This is a genomic window from Pedobacter polaris (genome assembly GCF_005116505.1).
Taxonomy (GTDB): domain Bacteria; phylum Bacteroidota; class Bacteroidia; order Sphingobacteriales; family Sphingobacteriaceae; genus Pedobacter; species Pedobacter polaris.
Genome location: NZ_SWBR01000001.1, coordinates 1,414,036 through 1,432,785, shown reverse-complemented (window position 1 = coordinate 1,432,785; position 18,750 = coordinate 1,414,036). Strand labels below are relative to the sequence as shown.

The 18,750-nt window shown below is 35.4% G+C and carries 13 protein-coding genes; 5 read left to right on the top strand and 8 right to left on the bottom strand.

Annotation, left to right across the window (positions count from 1 at the left end; all coding sequences use genetic code 11):
* Positions 1 to 110 precede the first annotated feature (110 nt).
* On the bottom strand, positions 111 to 1,661 hold the full coding sequence (locus FA048_RS06345) for a choice-of-anchor I family protein (protein WP_136839344.1): 1,551 nt from the start codon (positions 1,659 to 1,661) through the stop codon (positions 111 to 113).
* 393 nt (positions 1,662 to 2,054) lie between these two features.
* On the bottom strand, positions 2,055 to 3,461 hold the full coding sequence (gene lpdA, locus FA048_RS06340) for a dihydrolipoyl dehydrogenase (RefSeq protein WP_136839343.1): 1,407 nt from the start codon (positions 3,459 to 3,461) through the stop codon (positions 2,055 to 2,057).
* A 241-nt stretch (positions 3,462 to 3,702) separates the two neighbouring features.
* Here lpdA and FA048_RS06335 point away from each other — a divergent pair, with 241 nt between their 5' ends.
* The 3 genes from FA048_RS06335 to FA048_RS06325 all read left to right on the top strand — a co-directional run bounded on the left by FA048_RS06335 (position 3,703) and on the right by FA048_RS06325 (position 8,133).
* Entirely contained in the window at positions 3,703 to 5,568 is a 1,866-nt protein-coding gene (locus tag FA048_RS06335; RefSeq protein WP_136839342.1) for a CocE/NonD family hydrolase, read from the top strand.
* 8 nt (positions 5,569 to 5,576) lie between these two features.
* Entirely contained in the window at positions 5,577 to 7,235 is a 1,659-nt protein-coding gene (locus tag FA048_RS06330) for a M1 family metallopeptidase (RefSeq protein WP_136839341.1), read from the top strand.
* A 160-nt stretch (positions 7,236 to 7,395) separates the two neighbouring features.
* Positions 7,396 to 8,133, top strand: a complete 738-nt coding sequence (locus FA048_RS06325; protein WP_136839340.1) for a head GIN domain-containing protein — start codon at positions 7,396 to 7,398, stop codon at positions 8,131 to 8,133.
* Between the two features lie 275 nt (positions 8,134 to 8,408).
* Here FA048_RS06325 and FA048_RS06320 read toward each other — a convergent pair whose 3' ends face one another.
* From FA048_RS06320 to FA048_RS06305, 4 genes are all read right to left on the bottom strand, one after another.
* Complete coding sequence (locus FA048_RS06320; protein WP_136839339.1) at positions 8,409 to 9,113, bottom strand: DUF2490 domain-containing protein; 705 nt, start codon at positions 9,111 to 9,113, stop codon at positions 8,409 to 8,411.
* Positions 9,114 to 9,296: 183 nt separating this feature from the next.
* Positions 9,297 to 10,523, bottom strand: coding sequence for a 2-oxoglutarate dehydrogenase complex dihydrolipoyllysine-residue succinyltransferase (gene odhB, locus FA048_RS06315; protein ID WP_136839338.1), 1,227 nt, complete (start codon positions 10,521 to 10,523; stop codon positions 9,297 to 9,299).
* 78 nt (positions 10,524 to 10,601) lie between these two features.
* Complete coding sequence (locus FA048_RS06310; protein ID WP_136839337.1) at positions 10,602 to 13,400, bottom strand: 2-oxoglutarate dehydrogenase E1 component; 2,799 nt, start codon at positions 13,398 to 13,400, stop codon at positions 10,602 to 10,604.
* A 184-nt stretch (positions 13,401 to 13,584) separates the two neighbouring features.
* Complete coding sequence (locus tag FA048_RS06305) at positions 13,585 to 14,871, bottom strand: DASH family cryptochrome (protein WP_136839336.1); 1,287 nt, start codon at positions 14,869 to 14,871, stop codon at positions 13,585 to 13,587.
* A 220-nt stretch (positions 14,872 to 15,091) separates the two neighbouring features.
* Here FA048_RS06305 and FA048_RS06300 point away from each other — a divergent pair, with 220 nt between their 5' ends.
* Together FA048_RS06300 and FA048_RS06295 are read left to right on the top strand one after the other, a co-directional pair.
* Positions 15,092 to 16,000, top strand: coding sequence for a TIGR01777 family oxidoreductase (locus FA048_RS06300; protein ID WP_136839335.1), 909 nt, complete (start codon positions 15,092 to 15,094; stop codon positions 15,998 to 16,000).
* Positions 15,997 to 17,298, top strand: coding sequence for a cryptochrome/photolyase family protein (locus tag FA048_RS06295; protein ID WP_136839334.1), 1,302 nt, complete (start codon positions 15,997 to 15,999; stop codon positions 17,296 to 17,298). Before FA048_RS06300 ends, FA048_RS06295 begins: the two co-directional genes overlap by 4 nt.
* 46 nt (positions 17,299 to 17,344) lie before the next feature.
* Here the strand turns inward: FA048_RS06295 and FA048_RS06290 are convergent, their stop codons facing one another.
* Entirely contained in the window at positions 17,345 to 18,217 is an 873-nt protein-coding gene (locus tag FA048_RS06290; RefSeq protein ID WP_136839333.1) for an FKBP-type peptidyl-prolyl cis-trans isomerase, read from the bottom strand.
* Positions 18,207 to 18,677 (bottom strand): FKBP-type peptidyl-prolyl cis-trans isomerase, encoded by a 471-nt coding sequence (locus FA048_RS06285; RefSeq protein ID WP_136839332.1) that lies wholly within the window; start codon positions 18,675 to 18,677, stop codon positions 18,207 to 18,209. Before FA048_RS06285 ends, FA048_RS06290 begins: the two co-directional genes overlap by 11 nt.
* Positions 18,678 to 18,750: the final 73 nt, after the last annotated feature.

The window sequence follows — 18,750 nt, the reverse complement described above, 5'->3', positions numbered from 1 at the left end:
ACTACGCTCAGACTGACAATGAAAACAAAAGAGCCAGTAATTGCTTACTGGCTCTTTTTATTAAATATATCTTCCGGACTTTATCGACTCTCGGTCTTCAAACAGTCTTATTACAATTTATCAGGCTGATAAAATCTTACTGTACCATCTCCCTCATTAGAAACTATCAGCATGCTTTTACCATTAGGACTGTCTTTTGATTTAACAAACATTAAGCCTTCTGGTGCATCGCCAGTGGCAAATAACTGTACAAATTCTGGCTTTGAAGGAATACTGATGTCATAAGTAGCAATCATATCTACTCTTTCCATACCAATAAAAGCTAATGTTCTTCCATTTACTTTGGCAACGGTAACGCTTTCTACTTCTACACCTTTATTGTCAGAACGGTCATCATCATACTTACCTGCATTAATTACTCTTTGCTCTAAATCTTTACCAATGTTTGCAACTAAAATACCTGAAGTGGCATTGATGATGCTCAAGCTTCTTCCTCCTGGGGCATAAAGTTCTTGGAAAATTTTATTACTTCCAGTACCAGTAAATCCTATGGTATTAGTAACTGTTAAACGACCTAGATTTTCATCCTTCTGTAAAGTTGCAGCATTAGGAAATTTAATGGGATCCAAAATAAGATTTTTTACACGAGCCTCTTCTTTAGCATCAGGGTTGGTATAATCTTCTCTAGTATCTCCCTCATTGGCTAAAGCCAAGTAATTGTTATCGTTAACTGAAAAGTAAGAAACCGCATCTGGCAGATAAAAAGCCTTAATTGGCCAAGTACCTAATTTTTGTTGTTTGTCATCTTTATCGCTTACATCCCAAGCGTTATCTGCAAGACTGATGTCTCTAACACCCAAAGGCATTATTTTAGTGATGTTTGCAGCTAAAATATCAACTTCTGCCACACCGTTGTTTTCTTGTAAAGTAACATAAGCTTTCTTTGAATCATTGCTTATAGCAATATATTCTGGTTCAATATCTTGTGCGAAAGTAGCGTTTAAACCATAAATTCTGAATCCTCCAGCCATTAGTGCAGCTTTTGATGTTTCAAATTTCTTAAAATCCAATGTCTTAACTTCATAATTGTTTTTAACGTTTATGATCGAGATAGTTCCCTCTGGATCGATAGTGTAAGCCAAGTTAGGCTCTCCTTCGTTTGCAGAAATGATATAATTACCATCTGGACTAAAAGTTACCATATCTGGCATAGCGCCTACAGTAATTTTCTTTACCTCTGATAAATCTGATGTTTTTAAAACTATGATATCTCCATTAGATTGAGGTGTAACACCATTTAAAGCAATTGCCAATAAGCCATTACTAACAGCCACACTGTTTATGCCTATATTATTTGCGTACGTTAATGTTTTTAATTTGGTTACTGTTGGATAGGCACTTAAATCTACTACATCAACCTTTGTTCCACCATCATTACTTACTACAAATAATTTTTTTGTAGATGGATCATAAGCAGAAATTTCTGATGCAAATTCTCCGCCTAGATCAATCGTTGCAACTTCTTTAAAGCTATCAATCTTTTCCGGCACAAAAGCTTCTGTTTCTTCATTAATAGGAGTTAATGGGTTGTTTTTTTTACAAGCTCCAAAAGCAATTGCAAAAAAAGCAAGAGCAGTAAATAGTTTTGTTTTCAGGGTCATTTTTTATCTGTTTATTTAAACGCAAAAATATTCCCCATTACTCAAACCTATATTTGCTATAAGTTATCTTTATATTAATTTTTGAATGTAGAGAAGAGACTATGTAAAAATGATTTTCATGATTTAGTAGTTGAGTAATTTGAAGGTCGTCATACCCAACTTCCCGAAGTAAATTCGGGACAAGTTAATTGGATATCTTAATGCGGTTGTTATTATACCTTTTTTTTATACGCTTTAAGATTCCAGCTTTTGCGGGAATGACGCGATGACGAATAGACTTGCGCCCATAAAACTTTACAAGAGAGGATTGAATAAAAGCAAAAAGCCAGTAATTACTTACTGGCTCTTAATATATCTTCCGGAATTTCGGACTTCTTAACTTTCTGACTCTCTCTATATATGTATCGCTCTATTTTCAGTAGCAGCCATTGCAGCTTCTTTTAAAGCTTCTGTATAAGTTGGGTGAGCGTGGCAAATTCTTGCAATATCTTCGGCAGATGCACGGAATTCCATTGCAACAACAGCTTCAGCAATCATATCTGCAGCACGTGGACCAATCATGTGTACGCCTAAAACTTCATCCGTTTTTTCATCTGCCAATACTTTAACAAAACCATCGGTATCCATACTGGCTTTTGCTCTTCCACTTGCTTTGAAAGGGAATGAACCAGTCTTATATTTTACACCAGCAGTTTTCAATTGTTCTTCCGTTTGTCCAACAGAAGCAACTTCTGGCCAAGTATAAACCACACCAGGAATTAAGTTATAGTTAATATGTGGTTTTTGTCCTGCGATAGTTTCTGCTACATAAATACCTTCATCTTCTGCTTTGTGTGCTAACATTGCACCAGTAATTACATCGCCAATGGCATAAACACCCGGAACCGAAGTTTCTAAATGTGCATTTACTGGAATCTTCTTACCTCTTTCTTCTAGCGTGATTCCAATTTTATCTAAACCTAAACCTTCACTATAAGCTGTTCTACCAACTGCAACTATACAGTAATCGGCTTCGAACTTAACAGCTTCACCTTTGGCATTATCTGCAGTAACTGTTACCGTTTTACCTTTAGTTGTTGCGCCGGTAACTTTGTGCCCCATAAAGAATTCCATGCCTAAAGATTTTTTTAGCACACGCTGTAATTCTTTACCTAAACCAGCATCCATTGTAGCAATGATAGATGGCATAAACTCAATTACAGAAACTTTTGTTCCTAAACGAGCGTAAACAGAGCCTAACTCTAAACCAATTACGCCACCCCCTATTACCACCATTGTTTTAGGCACTTCTTTAATATTTAAAGCTTCAGTAGAAGTGATGATCCTTTTTTTATCAATTGGTAAAAAAGGTAAGGCAGTAGGCTTAGAACCTGTAGCTATGATTACATTTTTAGCAGAAAGTGTTTCTGTAGATCCATCAGCTTTAGTAACTAAAATGGTGTTTTTATCTACAAATGAACCAAGGCCTTCAAACGTATCGATTTTATTTTTCTTGAATAAATAAGTGATACCAGCAGTATTTTGTGAAACAACATCATCTTTGCGAGCTATCATCTGCTTCATGTCAACTTTTAAATCTTTTAAATTGATGCCATGAGTTGTAAAAGTATGTGCTGCATTATGAAAATGCTCAGATGAATCTAACAAAGCTTTTGAGGGAATACAACCTACATTTAAGCAAGTTCCGCCATAAGTTTTATATTTTTCGATCACTGCTGTTTTCAATCCTAATTGTGCACAGCGAATGGCACCTACATAACCGCCCGGACCCGAGCCAATAACAACTACATCGTATTGCATATCTTTTTAAAATTTTATGAGGCTAAGTTACGGATTACCTTGGAAAGTAGAAATGTTAGAATGTTGTAAAGTTGTAAAGTTCAATGGGGGATTGTTGGATTGTTATATTGCTAGATTGTTGAAATCAATCGAATATGCAATACACACATCTTAATATGCTATTCTATCACAATCTTGATACTTCTTACTAAATACCTGTACTAGTTAATATATTTATGCTTTGTAAAAATCCCATAAAATTATGAAGCGTTTTATACTTTCTATTGTCTTATTATTTTCAGTTTTCATAGCATATGCCCAAGAGACAGATTCTGCTTATGTAAGAAGTCATTACACTAAAATCGAAAGGCAAATTGCCATGCGTGATGGAGCGAAATTATTTACTTCCATTTATATCCCAAAAGATCAGACTAAAAAATATCCTTTTTTAATTACACGAACACCCTATACAGTTTCGCCATACGGTGAGGATAAATATAAAATGAGTTTAGGTACTTTTCCTGCGCTAATGAAAGAAGGATTTATTTTCGTTTACCAAGATGTGCGTGGCAGATGGATGAGTGAGGGAACTTTCGAAGACGTTAGGCCGCAGACTACACAAAAGGGAAATAAAGCAATAGATGAAAGTACAGATACTTATGACACTATAGATTGGTTGGTTAAAAATATTCCGAACAACAATAACAAAGCTGGTATTTCTGGAATTTCTTATCCTGGATTTTACTCAACTACGTCTTTACCTAATTCACACCCAGCTTTAAAAGCTGTTTCTCCGCAAGCACCAGTTACAGATTGGTTTATGGGAGATGATTTCCACCATCGTGGTGTACTATTTTTAAACGATGCTTTTAGCTTCATGAGAAGTTTTGGTGTTCCACGACCTAAACCTATTACACCAGATAAAGCGCCAAAACCATTAGAATTTCCTATAAAAGATAATTATCGTTTCTATTTAGAAGCGGGCTCTGTGAGAAATTTAAAGGAAAAATATTTTGCAGATAGCATTAAATTTTGGAATGATTTATTTAAACACCCAAACCTAGATACTTTTTGGAAAGCAAGATTAATATTACCCCACTTAACTAATGTAAAACCTGCTGTAATGGTAGTTGGTGGCTTTTTTGATGCAGAAGATGCCTATGGTACTTTTGCTACTTATAAAGCCATTGAAAAACAAAATCCAAATGCCAACAATATTTTGGTAGCCGGACCTTGGTATCATGGTGGTTGGGTTCGTAGTGGTGGCAACAGTTTCGGAGATATAGAATTTGGTCAGCCGACAAGTACTTATTACCAAGAAAATTTTGAGTTGCCATTTTTCAAATTTTACTTAAAAGGTGAAGGGGATTTTAATGTTGCCGAAGCAAATATTTTTGTAACCGGTAGTAATGAGTGGAAGAAGTTTAAAACTTGGCCACCCGCAGAAACAGAAAGCAGAAATTTATATTTACAACCTAGCGGGAAGTTGGCATTTACAAAGGTTGGCAGAACCGATAGTTGGGATGAATATGTAAGTGACCCAAATGCTCCAGTTCCTTATCAGGATGGTGTGCAAGACAGAAGAACACGGGAATACATGATAGACGACCAACGCTTTGCTGCTCGCAGACCAGATGTAAAAGTTTATCAAACAGATGTTTTAACTGAAGACATTACGCTAACCGGACCAGTTTTGGCAAACCTTGTAGTTTCTACTACAGGTACAGACGCTGATTATGTTGTAAAACTGATTGATGTTTATCCAGAAAATGCGCCCAATCCAGTTCCAAACCCTAAAAATTTAATTATGGGTGGATACCAAATGTTGGTTCGTGGTGAAATTATGCGTGGAAAGTACCGCAATAGTTTCGAAAAACCAGAAGCATTTGTGCCAGGAGCAATTACAAAAGTTAATTATCCTTTGCCAGATGTTGCCCATACCTTTAAAAAAGGTCACAAGATTATGATTCAAATTCAGAATTCGTGGTTCCCATTGGCAGATAGAAACCCTCAAAAATTCATGGATATTTATCAGGCCTTACCAGCAGATTTTCAAAAGGCTACACACAGAATTTACCACGATACATTTAACAGTTCATTTATAACCGTAAATGTTTTAAAACCATAAACAATCTTATGAAGAAGTTAATTCTCCCAATTTTTTTAATTCTATTATTTAGTTACCAGTCCAAAGCCCAGCTTGGTGTGGCTAAAAAAGAATACAATAGAGCAGATAGCTTAAGGGGGATGTTAACCCCTTTGCGTACTTGCTACGATATTAATTATTACCATTTAGATGTTAAAATTAATATGGATCACAAATCTGTAAGTGGTAGTAATGAATTTGCTTTTACAGCTACACAAGATTTTACAAAACTGCAATTCGATTTATTTGCAAACTTGAAAATAGATAAAATTCTTTATAAGGGAGCAGAGGTTCCATACACTCGCGAATTTGGTGCTGTATTTGTAACTTTCCCAAAAACCATTAAAAAAGGAACTAAGGATCGTTTCACGGTTTGGTATAATGGTAATCCACCAATTGCCCGCAACCCTCCTTGGGATGGTGGCTTTATCTTCAAAAAGGATAAATCTGGTAATCCATTTGTGTCGGTTGCTTGTCAAGGCTTAGGTGCTAGTGTTTGGTGGCCAACTAAAGACCATCAAAGTGATGAGGTAGACAGCATGCTGATCAGCATTTCTGTTCCAAAAGATTTAGATGAGGTTTCTAATGGGCGTCTGCGGAGCATAGTAGATAAACCAGATGGATATAGACAACACAATTGGTTTATTGGCAATCCAATCAATAACTATACAGTTTCATTTTACATTGGTAAATATTCACATTGGACGGATACTTACAATGGAGAAAAAGGTCCTTTAACTTTAGATTTTTGGTCGTTAAAAGAAGATAGCGCAAAAGCTCGCCCACATTGGGATGCAGATGTAAAACCTATGCTAGAGTCATTTGAGCACTGGTTTGGCCCCTATCCTTGGTATAAAGATGGTTACAAATTAGTTCAGGCTCCCCATTTGGGCATGGAGCACCAAAGTGCTGTGGCTTATGGTAATCAATTCAAAAAAGGGTATTTAGGTGGGGACATGTCAGGTAGTGGTTATGGCTTAAAATGGGATTACATTACAGTACATGAGAGCGGTCACGAATGGTTTGCCAATAACATAACTACAAAAGACATTGCAGACATGTGGGTGCATGAGGGTTTCACCACCTATTCTGAAGTCTTATTCACAGAATCTACCCAAGGTAAAAAAGCAGGAGAAGCTTATTTAATTGGGTTGCGTGGGAATATTACCAATCGTACTCCGATTATTGGGTCTTATAATGTAAACAAGGAAGGTAGCCCAGACATGTATCCTAAAGGAGCAAATATGATTCACACTATTCGCCAATTGATCAATAATGATGAGAAATTTAGAGAAATACTAAGGGGTTTAAACAAGGTATTTTATCATAAAACTACTACTTCTGCAGAAGTTGAAGCTTATATTGCTAAACAAAGTGGTTTAAAATTAGACAAAGTATTCGATCAATACCTACGCTATTCCAAAATACCAGTATTAGAATATAAAATCAATAATGGTGTATTATCTTATCGGTGGATAACTGATGTAACAGGATTTGATATGCCTGTTAAAGTTTCATTAAAAGCAGGTGAATATACCTTGATTAAACCAACTAATGATTGGAAGACCACTAAAGTTGATGCCTCTGTAACTATGGATAGTTTTAATACAGAGCCTAACTTTTATGTTAAGGTGAAGAAGGGAGAGTAATAATTTTTGTCATTCAGAGCGCAGCGAAGAATCTCTAAGGTAAACTCCTTTTAATAAAATAGATTATGAGATTCCTCCAAAGTCGGAATGACAAACTTTTTTTTACCACCATGCAACTTTTCACCCACAACCATCGTCTTATAAGAAAAACAATAAAACCATGAAGAAATTATTCCTATCATTTAGTCTTATTTTGGTTCTTACTTCTTTGAGCCTTCAATCTGTTTTGGCATCAGATCCAATTATTATTGGTCTATCTAAATTTAAAAAAGAAGATAGAGATGTGAAAAATTTTAGTGGTGTTGCTGCTGGCGGCCCTATTAATGTTGTAATTACATTAGGAAGCACTGAGGGTTTAAGATTTGAAGGTGATGCAGATGCTATTGCTACTTTAATTACAGAAGTAAAAGGTAATATATTAATCATTAGACCTCAAAATAGTTGGACTAGCTGGGCCAGAAAATATGAAAATAAAAAAATCATAGCTTATGTTTCTGCAAAAACAATTAAAAGCCTAACCATGAGTGGTAATGGGCATATGAGTGTAACTGGCAAAATTAAAGAAAATTCTTTAGCGACAACTTTAAGTGGCTCAGGTAGTATTTCTGCAGGTGCAGATGTAAACAACTTTACAGGCGTTATTAGTGGCTCTGGAAATTTAAACATCTCTGGCAGTGCTGATGATGCTACGATTACCATCAGCGGTTCTGGAAGTTTTACCAAAAAAGGTTTTTCTGTAGGTTCAATGTCTTCAGTAATTAGCGGCTCAGGTTCTGTATATGTTAATGCAGAAGACCACATCAATGCTGTGGTTAGTGGCTCAGGAAGCATCAATTACAGTGGAAATGCTACTGTTGAGCAAAGAGTATCTGGTTCTGGCCGAGTAAGAAAAATATAAACGCTTTTAACACACACAAAAAGCTCAAGCTCTTCGATATTATTCGAGGGGCTTTTTTTTGTCATACGTGTGCCGATTTCATCGGTAGCCTGCTAGGAATCCAATTCAATAAGTTTTGGCTGATTATCACTCAAACTTATTCTATAAGGTTCGCAAGGTACGTCATACCCAACTTGATTGGGTATCTTAATGCGATAGAAATCTAATTTAAGTTGCTTGACACTTTACGATTCCCGTTTTCACGGGAATGACGGAATATGGCTCCATCTAAATCACTAAAACCTTGTATATAAAGCTAATTGAGCAACCCGATTTGATGTATTTATAGTTTTTCCATTGCTATACTGATTTAAGTAACCAACCTCTAAATCAAGCTTTTTAGAAAAACGATAACCCCCTGCAATGTAAAATCTGTTTTGATCGAACAAACTATCATTTAACAATTCCTTGTTTTGAATATTTAGAAAAACTTCATTTTGTAAAGCAACAAATGCACCCTTATCAAACACCCCTACTTTTCCTTGCAAAGGCAACATTAATCTAAAGAAATAGCGAAAGCGTTGCGCAAATATATCGTTTCCATTTGCCTGCTCTATAAAACGTTGTTCCACTCGCCCTCTATGGGTTATAAAACTAGATTTAAGTTTATGAGTGAAGATATATTGTTCCCATATTCTATGCTCATTGGTGTTGATATCTGGAGCACCAAATGTTTCGGTTTTGGTTGTAGCTAATAAGTAACCAATAGTTGCATTATTTCTATTATTGATATAATAAGTTATCCCTGGTCTAATTAAAACGTTTCTCAAATAAGACCAATTATCCGCAGATCGAGCTTGTAAATCAAAATGTATTCCCCATTTTTCACTCAATTTAGTGCTATTTAAAATAAATAGCCAACCAGAGTTTTGGATTTGCGTTTGTGCTGATATTTTTCCTATTGCCATAAAAAGCAATATCGTAAGTGCTAGTTTTTTCATCAAATGTTTTTAATTTTTTTTGTCATTCTGAGCGTAGCTAAGAATCTCGAATATTACTTTCCTTTTGTGTATTCCAACTATGAGATTCCTCCGAAGTCGGAATGACAAAACTGGGAGTTTATATTTGTGATATCAAAAAAAAGCCCCAATGCATAAACATTAGGGCTAAATATTTAGTGTAAATTATATACCTAATAATAATCTAGCAGGATCTTCTAGCAATTGTTTAACACGTACTAAGAATCCAACTGATTCACGTCCATCGATAATTCTATGATCATAAGATAAAGCGATATACATCATTGGGCGAATAACAACTTCTTTATTTTCAGCGATTGGACGCTCAATAATATTGTGCATTCCTAAAATTGCAGATTGAGGAGCATTGATAATCGGCGTAGACATCATAGAACCAAAAACACCACCGTTTGTGATTGTAAATGTTCCACCTGTCATTTCTTCTATGGTCAATTTGCTATCTCTTGCTTTAGTTGCCAATTCGATAACTGTTTTTTCAATTTGAGCCAAAGTCATGCTTTCTGCATTTCTTATAATTGGCACTACTAATCCCTTTGGAGCAGAAACTGCTATAGATACATCTACAAAATCGTTATACACAACTTCTTCAGCTTCTATACGAGCGTTTACAGCCGGAAAATCTTTTGCTGCCTCACAAACCGCTTTGGTAAAGAAACTCATAAACCCTAAGCCTACACCATACTTCTCTTTAAATTGATCTTTATATTTAGCTCTTAAATCCATGATCGGTTTCATGTTTACCTCATTAAATGTGGTTAACATGGCCGTTTCATTTTTAACTGTTACCAAACGTTTAGCTACCGTTTTACGTAATGGAGACATTTTCTCTCTACGTTCGCCTCTTGAGCCAGCAACAATTGGAGCAGATGCAGCTTTTGGCGCTTCAACTTTCGGACTTCCTGGCTTCGAACTTTCGGACTTTAAAGCATCATCTTTAGTAATTCTACCATCAACACCTGTTCCTTTTACCGAACCTGCATCAACACCTTTTTCTGCCAAGATTTTAGCAGCTGAAGGAGAGGGAGTACCTGTAGCATAGCTTTCGCTAGGCTTTTCTGCAACTGGGGCGTTAACTTTATCAGCCACGGGAGCTGAAGCTGTTTCTGCTTTTGGGCTTTCTGACGTCGGGCTTCCTGCTCCTTCTTCAATAGAACAAACTACTGCACCTATTGGTAAAGTATCACCTTCGCTAGCTACAATTTTTAAAGTCCCTGCTTTTTCAGCGGTTAATTCGAAAGTTGCTTTATCAGACTCTAGTTCTGCAATGATTTCGTCCATTTCAACAAAATCTCCATCGTTTTTAACCCAACGAGATAAAACTACTTCTGTAATCGATTCGCCAACTGGCGGAACTTTGATTTCTAAACCCATGATAAAATTATATTTTTTTGTTTGGCGTATTGCGTAAAACGTCTAGCGTAATTGCACGCGGGGCAATTACGATTAGCGCTAGTCTATATTAACTAATTTTTTTGTTGCTTTTTTTACAATCTCTTTTACTTTTTCAGTTACAGGAACATCAAAGGCAGTAGATACAATGTAAGCTTGTTGATTGGCATGTTGTTTAGCATAACCGGTTGCTGTACTGCTACTTTCTTTTCTTGAAATCACATCCATTTGGCTAAATGAAGTTTTTCTCAACCTACGTAACAAGTATGGCCAAGCGCCCATATTCTCAGGTTCTTCTTGTACCCAAACTGCATCCTTAGCATTTTTATATCGTTTGTATACTGCTTCCATTTGGTCAACAGGAGTTGGATACAATTGTTCAACTCGTACCAAGGCTACATCTCCTTTTTGGTTGGCTTTCTGAGTTTCCAATAAATCGTAATAAATTTTACCGCTACAGAAAACTACTCGTTTAACATCAGCAGGTTTAACATTTACATCATCAATAACCTCTTTAAATTTACCATCGGTAAAATCTGCTAATGGACTAACACAAAGTGGATGACGCAATAAACTCTTAGGGCTAAATACCACTAAAGGTTTACGGAAATCGCGTTTAAATTGACGACGTAGGGCGTGAAAGAAGTTTGCTGGTGTTGTGCAATTGGTTATTTGCATGTTATAATCAGCACAAAGCTCCATGAAACGTTCAATACGTGCAGAAGAATGCTCTGGACCCTGACCTTCATAACCGTGTGGCAATAACATTACTAAACCATTTTCTCTTTGCCATTTAGTTTCTGCACTAGCAATATATTGGTCAACTACAATTTGAGCTCCATTAAAGAAATCTCCAAATTGTGCTTCCCAAATCGTTAATGCATTTGGATTTGCCATTGCATAACCATATTCAAATCCTAAAACACCATATTCTGATAAGTGAGAATTGTAAATATCAAATTGTGCTTGTTGACCTGAAATATTAGCTAATGGAATATATTCTTCTTCGCTATCTTCTAAAGTTAATACTGCGTGGCGATGAGAGAAAGTTCCTCTTTTCACATCTTGTCCACTTAAACGAACTCTTTTACCTTCAGCTAATAAAGTTCCGTAAGCCAATTGTTCACCCATTGCCCAGTCAAAAACATGAGAAGTGGTTGCCATTTTATTACGCTCATCAAATAATTTTTCAATTTTTTTGAAGAATTTTTTATCTGCTGGTAAAGTAGAAATACGTTTTGCTACCTCTAGTAAAGTTGTTTTTTTAACAGATGTATCTGGAGAAACGTCGAAATCTTTTGCTGTAGCCAAACGCATATCTGCCCAGGCTCCACCAAATTTAACATCAGCGTAAGTTGATGTTATTTCTTTAGCTTCGTTTAAACGTTCTTGTAAAATACCTTTAAACTGCTTCTCCATCTCTTTAGCCAAACCAGCTTCTAGTTCACCAGTTTTAGTTAATTTATCAATATAAATATCACGCGGATTAGCATGTTTTTCTATCGCTTTGTACAACAATGGTTGTGTGAATTTTGGCTCATCAGCTTCATTGTGACCAAATCTGCGATAGCATAAAATATCAATAAACACATCATTTTTATATTTCTGACGGTACTCCATCGCTAAATTAATAGCATATACTAAAGCCTCTACATCATCTCCATTTACGTGGAAAACTGGAGATAAAGTAACTTTAGCAATATCTGTACAATAAGTACTTGAACGAGCATCTTTGTAATTCGTAGTGAAACCAATTTGATTGTTAATTATCAAGTGGATAGTGCCACCAGTTTTATAACCTTCTAAACCAGCCATTTGTATCACTTCATACACTATACCTTGTCCAGCAACAGAAGCATCACCATGAATTAAAATTGGTGCTAAACGATTGTTATCACCAGCATATTTAAAATCAATTTTCGAACGAGACATTCCTTCAACCACGCCATTTACTGTTTCTAAATGAGATGGATTAGGGCATAAGCTTAAGTGAACGCTCTTACCAGCATTTGTAGTTATGTCTGTTGAATAACCTAAGTGGTATTTAACATCCCCACCAAATGGAGACTCCGCACTGTAACCCTTACCTTCAAATTCTGCAAAAATATCTTTGTATGTTTTTTGCATGATATTGGCAAGCACATTTAAACGGCCGCGATGGGCCATTCCTATAACAAACTCTTCAATACCTAACTCAGAACCTTTTTCAATTACTGAATCTAAGGCAGGGATCAACGCCTCCGCACCCTCTAAAGAGAAACGTTTTTGTCCTAAAAATTTAGTCCCTAAAAAATTCTCGAAACTTACTGCTTCATTTAATTTAGTAAGAATGCGTTTTTTCTCTTCAATAGAAAACTTAGGCGTATTGCGCTCGCTTTCCATTTTAGTCTGTATCCATTTTAAAACTTCTGGAGTACGTACGTATAAATATTCAGCGCCAATAGAAACACAATAAGTTTGCTCTAAAAAAGCAACTATCTCGCTTAATTTTGCTGGTGTACCAATACCAGTTTCAATTGCCGAATTAAATACAGTATCTAAATCAGCTTTTGATAAACCAAAATTTTCAATTGCTAGCGTTGGTGAGTGTTTACGTCTTTCTCTAACCGGATTTGTTTTAGTAAACAAATGACCACGTTGGCGGTAACCGTTGATTAGATTTAATACGTTTATTTCCTTTAAAAAGTGATCGGGAGTTTCTGGACTCACGTTGGCAGCATCGCCTCCTCTTCCAAAATCAAAGCCTTCAAAAAATTTCTGCCAGCCAAATTCTACTGAATTACGGTCTTCTTTATAGCTCTGATATAATGACTCTATATATTCGGCGTTGGCGCCATTGAGATAAGATAAGTTATCCATTTTGTGTTTTTACGATAAGTATTGCAAAATTAGGATTTTACCTTAAGAAATGGGAATAATATTCAGAATAAAATCAAATAAAAAACGCTTTTTTTAAGAGAATATTAGCGTTACTCTATTTTATTACTTAGAAATATAATTCTCACAGTTTTTAAAATCCTAGTTCTGGGAAAATAATTAAAAATTATGCTCTTAAAGCTTGGGCATAAATTCCCTTTGGATCTACAGCCTTAAGTTGTTTCTCAAAATCAAAACTGTTGGTTAAACGTTGATCATTTCCTACGCCTGCTATATTCGCCCAATTCCCCCAATTACTTGCTGGTGCATAATCGATCAGTTTTTCTTCTAAGTAAGCAGCACCCATCACCCAATTGATATTCAATTCGAAAATTAAATAAGTTGCAACTAATTGCCTTGATGCGTTGTTGATATAACCTGTAGTATTTAATTCCTGCATTATAGAGTCAACCAATGGCTGTCCAGTATTCCCTGTTTTCCAGGCAAGTAATAATTCGCTATCAGTATTACCAACTTGTGTACCGTTTACCTTAAACCCTTCTGGCTTAAAAAAAGTATTCCGATATTTCTTAAACATGAAGCGATAATAATCTCTCCATAAAAGACCAACAACAATCTGATTAAAATAAGGCTTTAATCCATAATTCGCTTCTGCCTCCTTCATCTTCCAATACACCTCTCGCGGCGACAAACAGCCTAGCGCTAGCCAAGGAGACAATTTAGATACAATTTCATTCTTTTTTAAAGATGCATTAGCTAAGGCCATCCCCTCTCCAGTATGCAAGAAATTATGAAGGTGTTTTAATGCTTCTTCTTCTCCCCCCTTAAATTCAGAATTTTGAGGTAAATCGGTTAGATCTTCGTTTACTACCAAGTCACTCAATTCTGGTAAAAAACCCCAGTCTTCTACCTTTACAAAATTGATAGTTTCTGGTATTAAGAAACAAGGTTTTACAATAGCATCTCTTTCTGTTTTCTTTTTAAATTGCGCAAAAACATCTGGGATATCCTTAATTGGGAAAGGTAAATCTTCTTTATTATATAGTGTGTGGCCAATAAAATGTTTTAAGTTTACTTTTTGCTTCCAAAGTAAATCTTCAACATAGGTAGAAATTTCTGTTTCTTCGCTTGCAACCTCCCTATGGTGATAAACTTCAGCAATATCATATTTATTTACTAGGTCAGGCAAGATATCTTCTGGTCTTCCTTTTATGATTAAAATATCCCCTCCCAAATTTTGGAAAGACTTACGTAAATCTTGAACACTTTCTAATAAAAACTTTGTGCGAATTGCCCCAGTTTTGATAGTTTGATAGCGGGTAAGCTCAAATTGACGCGGATCGAAACAATAAACAGGCAAAATTTCATCAGATTTAGTAATGGCTTCTACCAGCATTTCGTTATCATGCAGACGTAAATCATTCCTAAACCAAACTAAAATCTTCTTGCTCATATCCGTAGCCATTTATATTGGGTTGCAATATCCGCATTTTTAAGCAAATACCCTTTTAAACATCCTATTTTTTACATACGGTTAACACATTTTAAACATAATGTTCATAATTGATTATGATTTTGTACTCTAAACTATAAAAATGTTGACACAATAACTTAAAGTAAATAGCTATCTTGCTTCAATCAAAACCAAAATTAGAATTAAGGGTTTTTAGGGTATGTCGAAAAAAATTTTAATAACCGGAGCCACGGGTTTAGTTGGCAGGAAACTTATTTCTGCATTACAAGCATTAGGACATGAGATTGCTATATTAACTAGAAAGCAAATAGCTATTGATGGTGTTAAGGTTTACTTATGGGATGTTTACAACCAAACAATGGATGTAAATGCATTGAATGGAATAGACACAGTTATCCATTTAGCGGGAGAAGGCATTGCAGATAAAAAATGGACAGATAAACGAAAAAAGCAAATCATTGATAGTCGTGTTCTTTCTGCGAAACTACTATACAAAACCATACAAGAAACAAAAACACAGGTAAAATCCTTCATTTCTGCATCTGCCGTAGGCTATTATGGCGATAGAGGGGATGAGATTTTAACAGAAAATAGTAATAGCGGCACTGGATTTCTATCTGAATGCTGTATGAAATGGGAAGATGCGGCCAATGAAGGCTTAGTACTTGGTATTCGAGTTGTTAAAATAAGAATTGGCTTAGTTTTGAGCAAAAACGATGGCGCATTAGCAGCAATGGCAAAACCAATTAAATTCTTTGTGGGCGCTCCATTAGGTAGCGGTAAGCAATGGATGCCGTGGATCCATATAGATGACATTATACAAATCTTTATAAAGGCAGTTGAAGATAAGGAGATGGCTGGTGCTTATAATGCCTCTGCTCCATTTCCTGTTACTAATAAATTATTAACCTATAGAATAGCCCAAAGATTAAATAGACCTGTTTGGCCAATTCATGTTCCTAAATTTGCTTTAAAATCTTTAATGGGTGAAATGTGTATTTTACCATTAATGAGTAACAACACAATGGTGCAAAAGCTTTTAAATACAGGCTACAAATTTAGTTATGTTAACCTTGATGAAGCTTTAGATTCGATCTATAATAAATGAAACAACCCATTAGTATCTGTTGGCTAAGAAGAGATTTAAGATTAGAAGATAATGCTGCTCTTTATCATGCGTTAAAAGGCTCATATCCTGTTTTATTACTTTTCATCTTCGACAAAAAAATTCTAGAAAAACTCCAAAATAAAACTGATGCAAGAGTTACTTTCATTTATAAAACATTAAAAAAATTACAGGAAAAATTAAGTAAAAACCATTCTTCTATCATCGTAAAATACGGTACTCCAGAAAATGTATGGGGCGAAATTCTGCACCAATACCAAATAAAGGCTGTATATACCAATCATGATTATGAGCCGTATGCAACTAAAAGAGACGATAATCTAGCGGAGTTCTTAAGAAGCGAAGAAATAGATTTTTATAGTTTTAAAGACCAGGTAATTTTCGAAAAAAATGAGGTAGTTAAAGCTGATGGGAAGCCCTATACAGTTTTTACACCATATTTTAGAGTTTGGCACAAAATGCTAAATGATTTCTACGTAAAACCTTACCCTTCAGAAAGGTATTTACAAAATCTTCTTCCTACAAAAGAATTACCATTTCCTATGCTTAATGAAATGGGCTTTACAATTTCTGATCTGGAATTTCCTACACTAGACTTTGAGAGGAAGCTAGATTCTTATGAGAAGAAGAGAGATTATCCGGCAGCTGATGCTACTACACACGTTGGATTACACCTAAGATTTGGGACAGTGAGCATTAGAACAGCTGCAAAAAAAGCAATAGCACATAAAGCAGAGAAATGGCTTGCTGAATTGGCTTGGAGAGATTTCTATATGATGATACTTTGGCATTTCCCTCATATCCCAAACAAAGCTTTTAAACCTGCTTATGACAACATTAGATGGAGAAATAATGAAAAAGAATTTGAGGCTTGGTGCGAAGGAAATACAGGATATCCTCTAGTTGATGCTGGGATGAGGCAGCTAAATGAAAGTGGATTTATGCACAATAGAGTAAGAATGGTTGTTGCCAGCTTTCTCTGTAAGCATTTACTAATAGATTGGCGTTGGGGCGAAGCCTACTTTGCAGAAAAACTTTTAGATTATGAGCAAGCAAGCAATGTAGGTGGTTGGCAATGGGCTTGTGGTTCTGGTAACGATGCAGCTCCGTATTTTAGAGTATTTAATCCAGAACTTCAACTTAAAAAATTCGACCCTAAAATGGAATATGTTTTTCGTTGGGCACCAGCTTATAAGCTAACTCTTGCACCGCCTCAAATAGTAGAACATACTTTTGCAAGAGATAGGGTTTTGAAAGAGTATAAAAAGGCTTTAACATAAAAAAGCCATCAATATAAATTGATGGCTTTCAATTTATATTGAAGAATTAGTTTGTTACATCAACCAATTCAATATCAAAATCTAAAACTGAACTGGCAGGAATACTAGTCTGTGCAGCAAGTCCATAACCAAGGTCTGAAGGGATAAAAATTCTTACTTTAGCCCCTTTTTGCATACCTAGCAATACTTTCCATCCTTTAATTAAGCTGGATAATGGTGATTGTAGCGTTGCGTCACCAACTGATTGATCGAATACTGAACCATTCAGCAATCTACCAGCATATTTTACAGTAATAGTTGAAGCAATATCAACTGAGATTCCAGTACCAACTGTTAAAACTTGATAATAAACTCTTGATGGACTTTTGGTGGCAGTAATACCTTTTGCTGCTAAAAAATCTCGTATTAACTTATCATCAATATCAATTTGTGAAGCTTCTGGGTAAATAGTAAGAGTTGAAGAGATAATTTCATTTGATGGAATTGCTCCCGATCCATTTTTACCATACGCTAAATGAGAAGGCAAAATAACACGAACCTTTCCTCCTCTTTTTATCCCGTTTAATGCAATTCTGTAAGGAGGAGGCACCATGTAACCTAAATACGTACCTTCATTGCTATACTGGGCGGTAGTATAGTAACTTGTACCAGACAATGACTGAACGTTTAAGTTAAAGAAAATAGAATCTTTATTAAGGACTACTGTTCCAGTACCTGGATCTAAAACTTGATAATAAAATCCTGATGGATCTTTTGTCATTGTTAAATTATTCTGCTTGATGTAAGCCTGAATTTTTGCATCATCAATACTTTCAATTGATTCATATTCTTTTTTACAAGAATTCAAAAGAACTATCATGCCCAATAAGGCAACAGTATATAATGTAATTTTTTTACGCATTTGTATATTATTGTACATTGATTAAGTCGATTGTAAAATCTAAAACTGCATTTTGGGGAATTCCTGCTCCTGGAGATTCATTTCCGTAAGCTAAAACTGATGGAATAATTAATCGGATTTTACCACCTTTTTTAATCAAAGGAACTCCAATTTTCCAACCTTGAATTAAATTTCCTGCTAATGAAAAAGAAACAGGTGATGTAGATTTATCAAATTCAGACCCATCCAAAAGTTTACCTTGATAATTAACAGTTACCGTATTTGATGTTGTTACCTCATTGCCAGTTCCTGGATTTAAAATCTGATAGTATAACCCTGAGCTATGTTTTACGGCAACAATGCTGTTTTTTGCAATGAAATCTAAAATTAACGCGTCGTCTTTTTTAAGTTGCTCATCTGCATCATAGCTATTTTTTTTGCAAGAAGTTAAGACTCCTACTATTAAAAATAGACCTAATAAAATTTTGGTTTTTAACATAATTGCACAAAAATAAGCTTTTATTGCCGTTAGCACAATTTTTAACCAAATTTAACAATTATGAGAGTCAAAA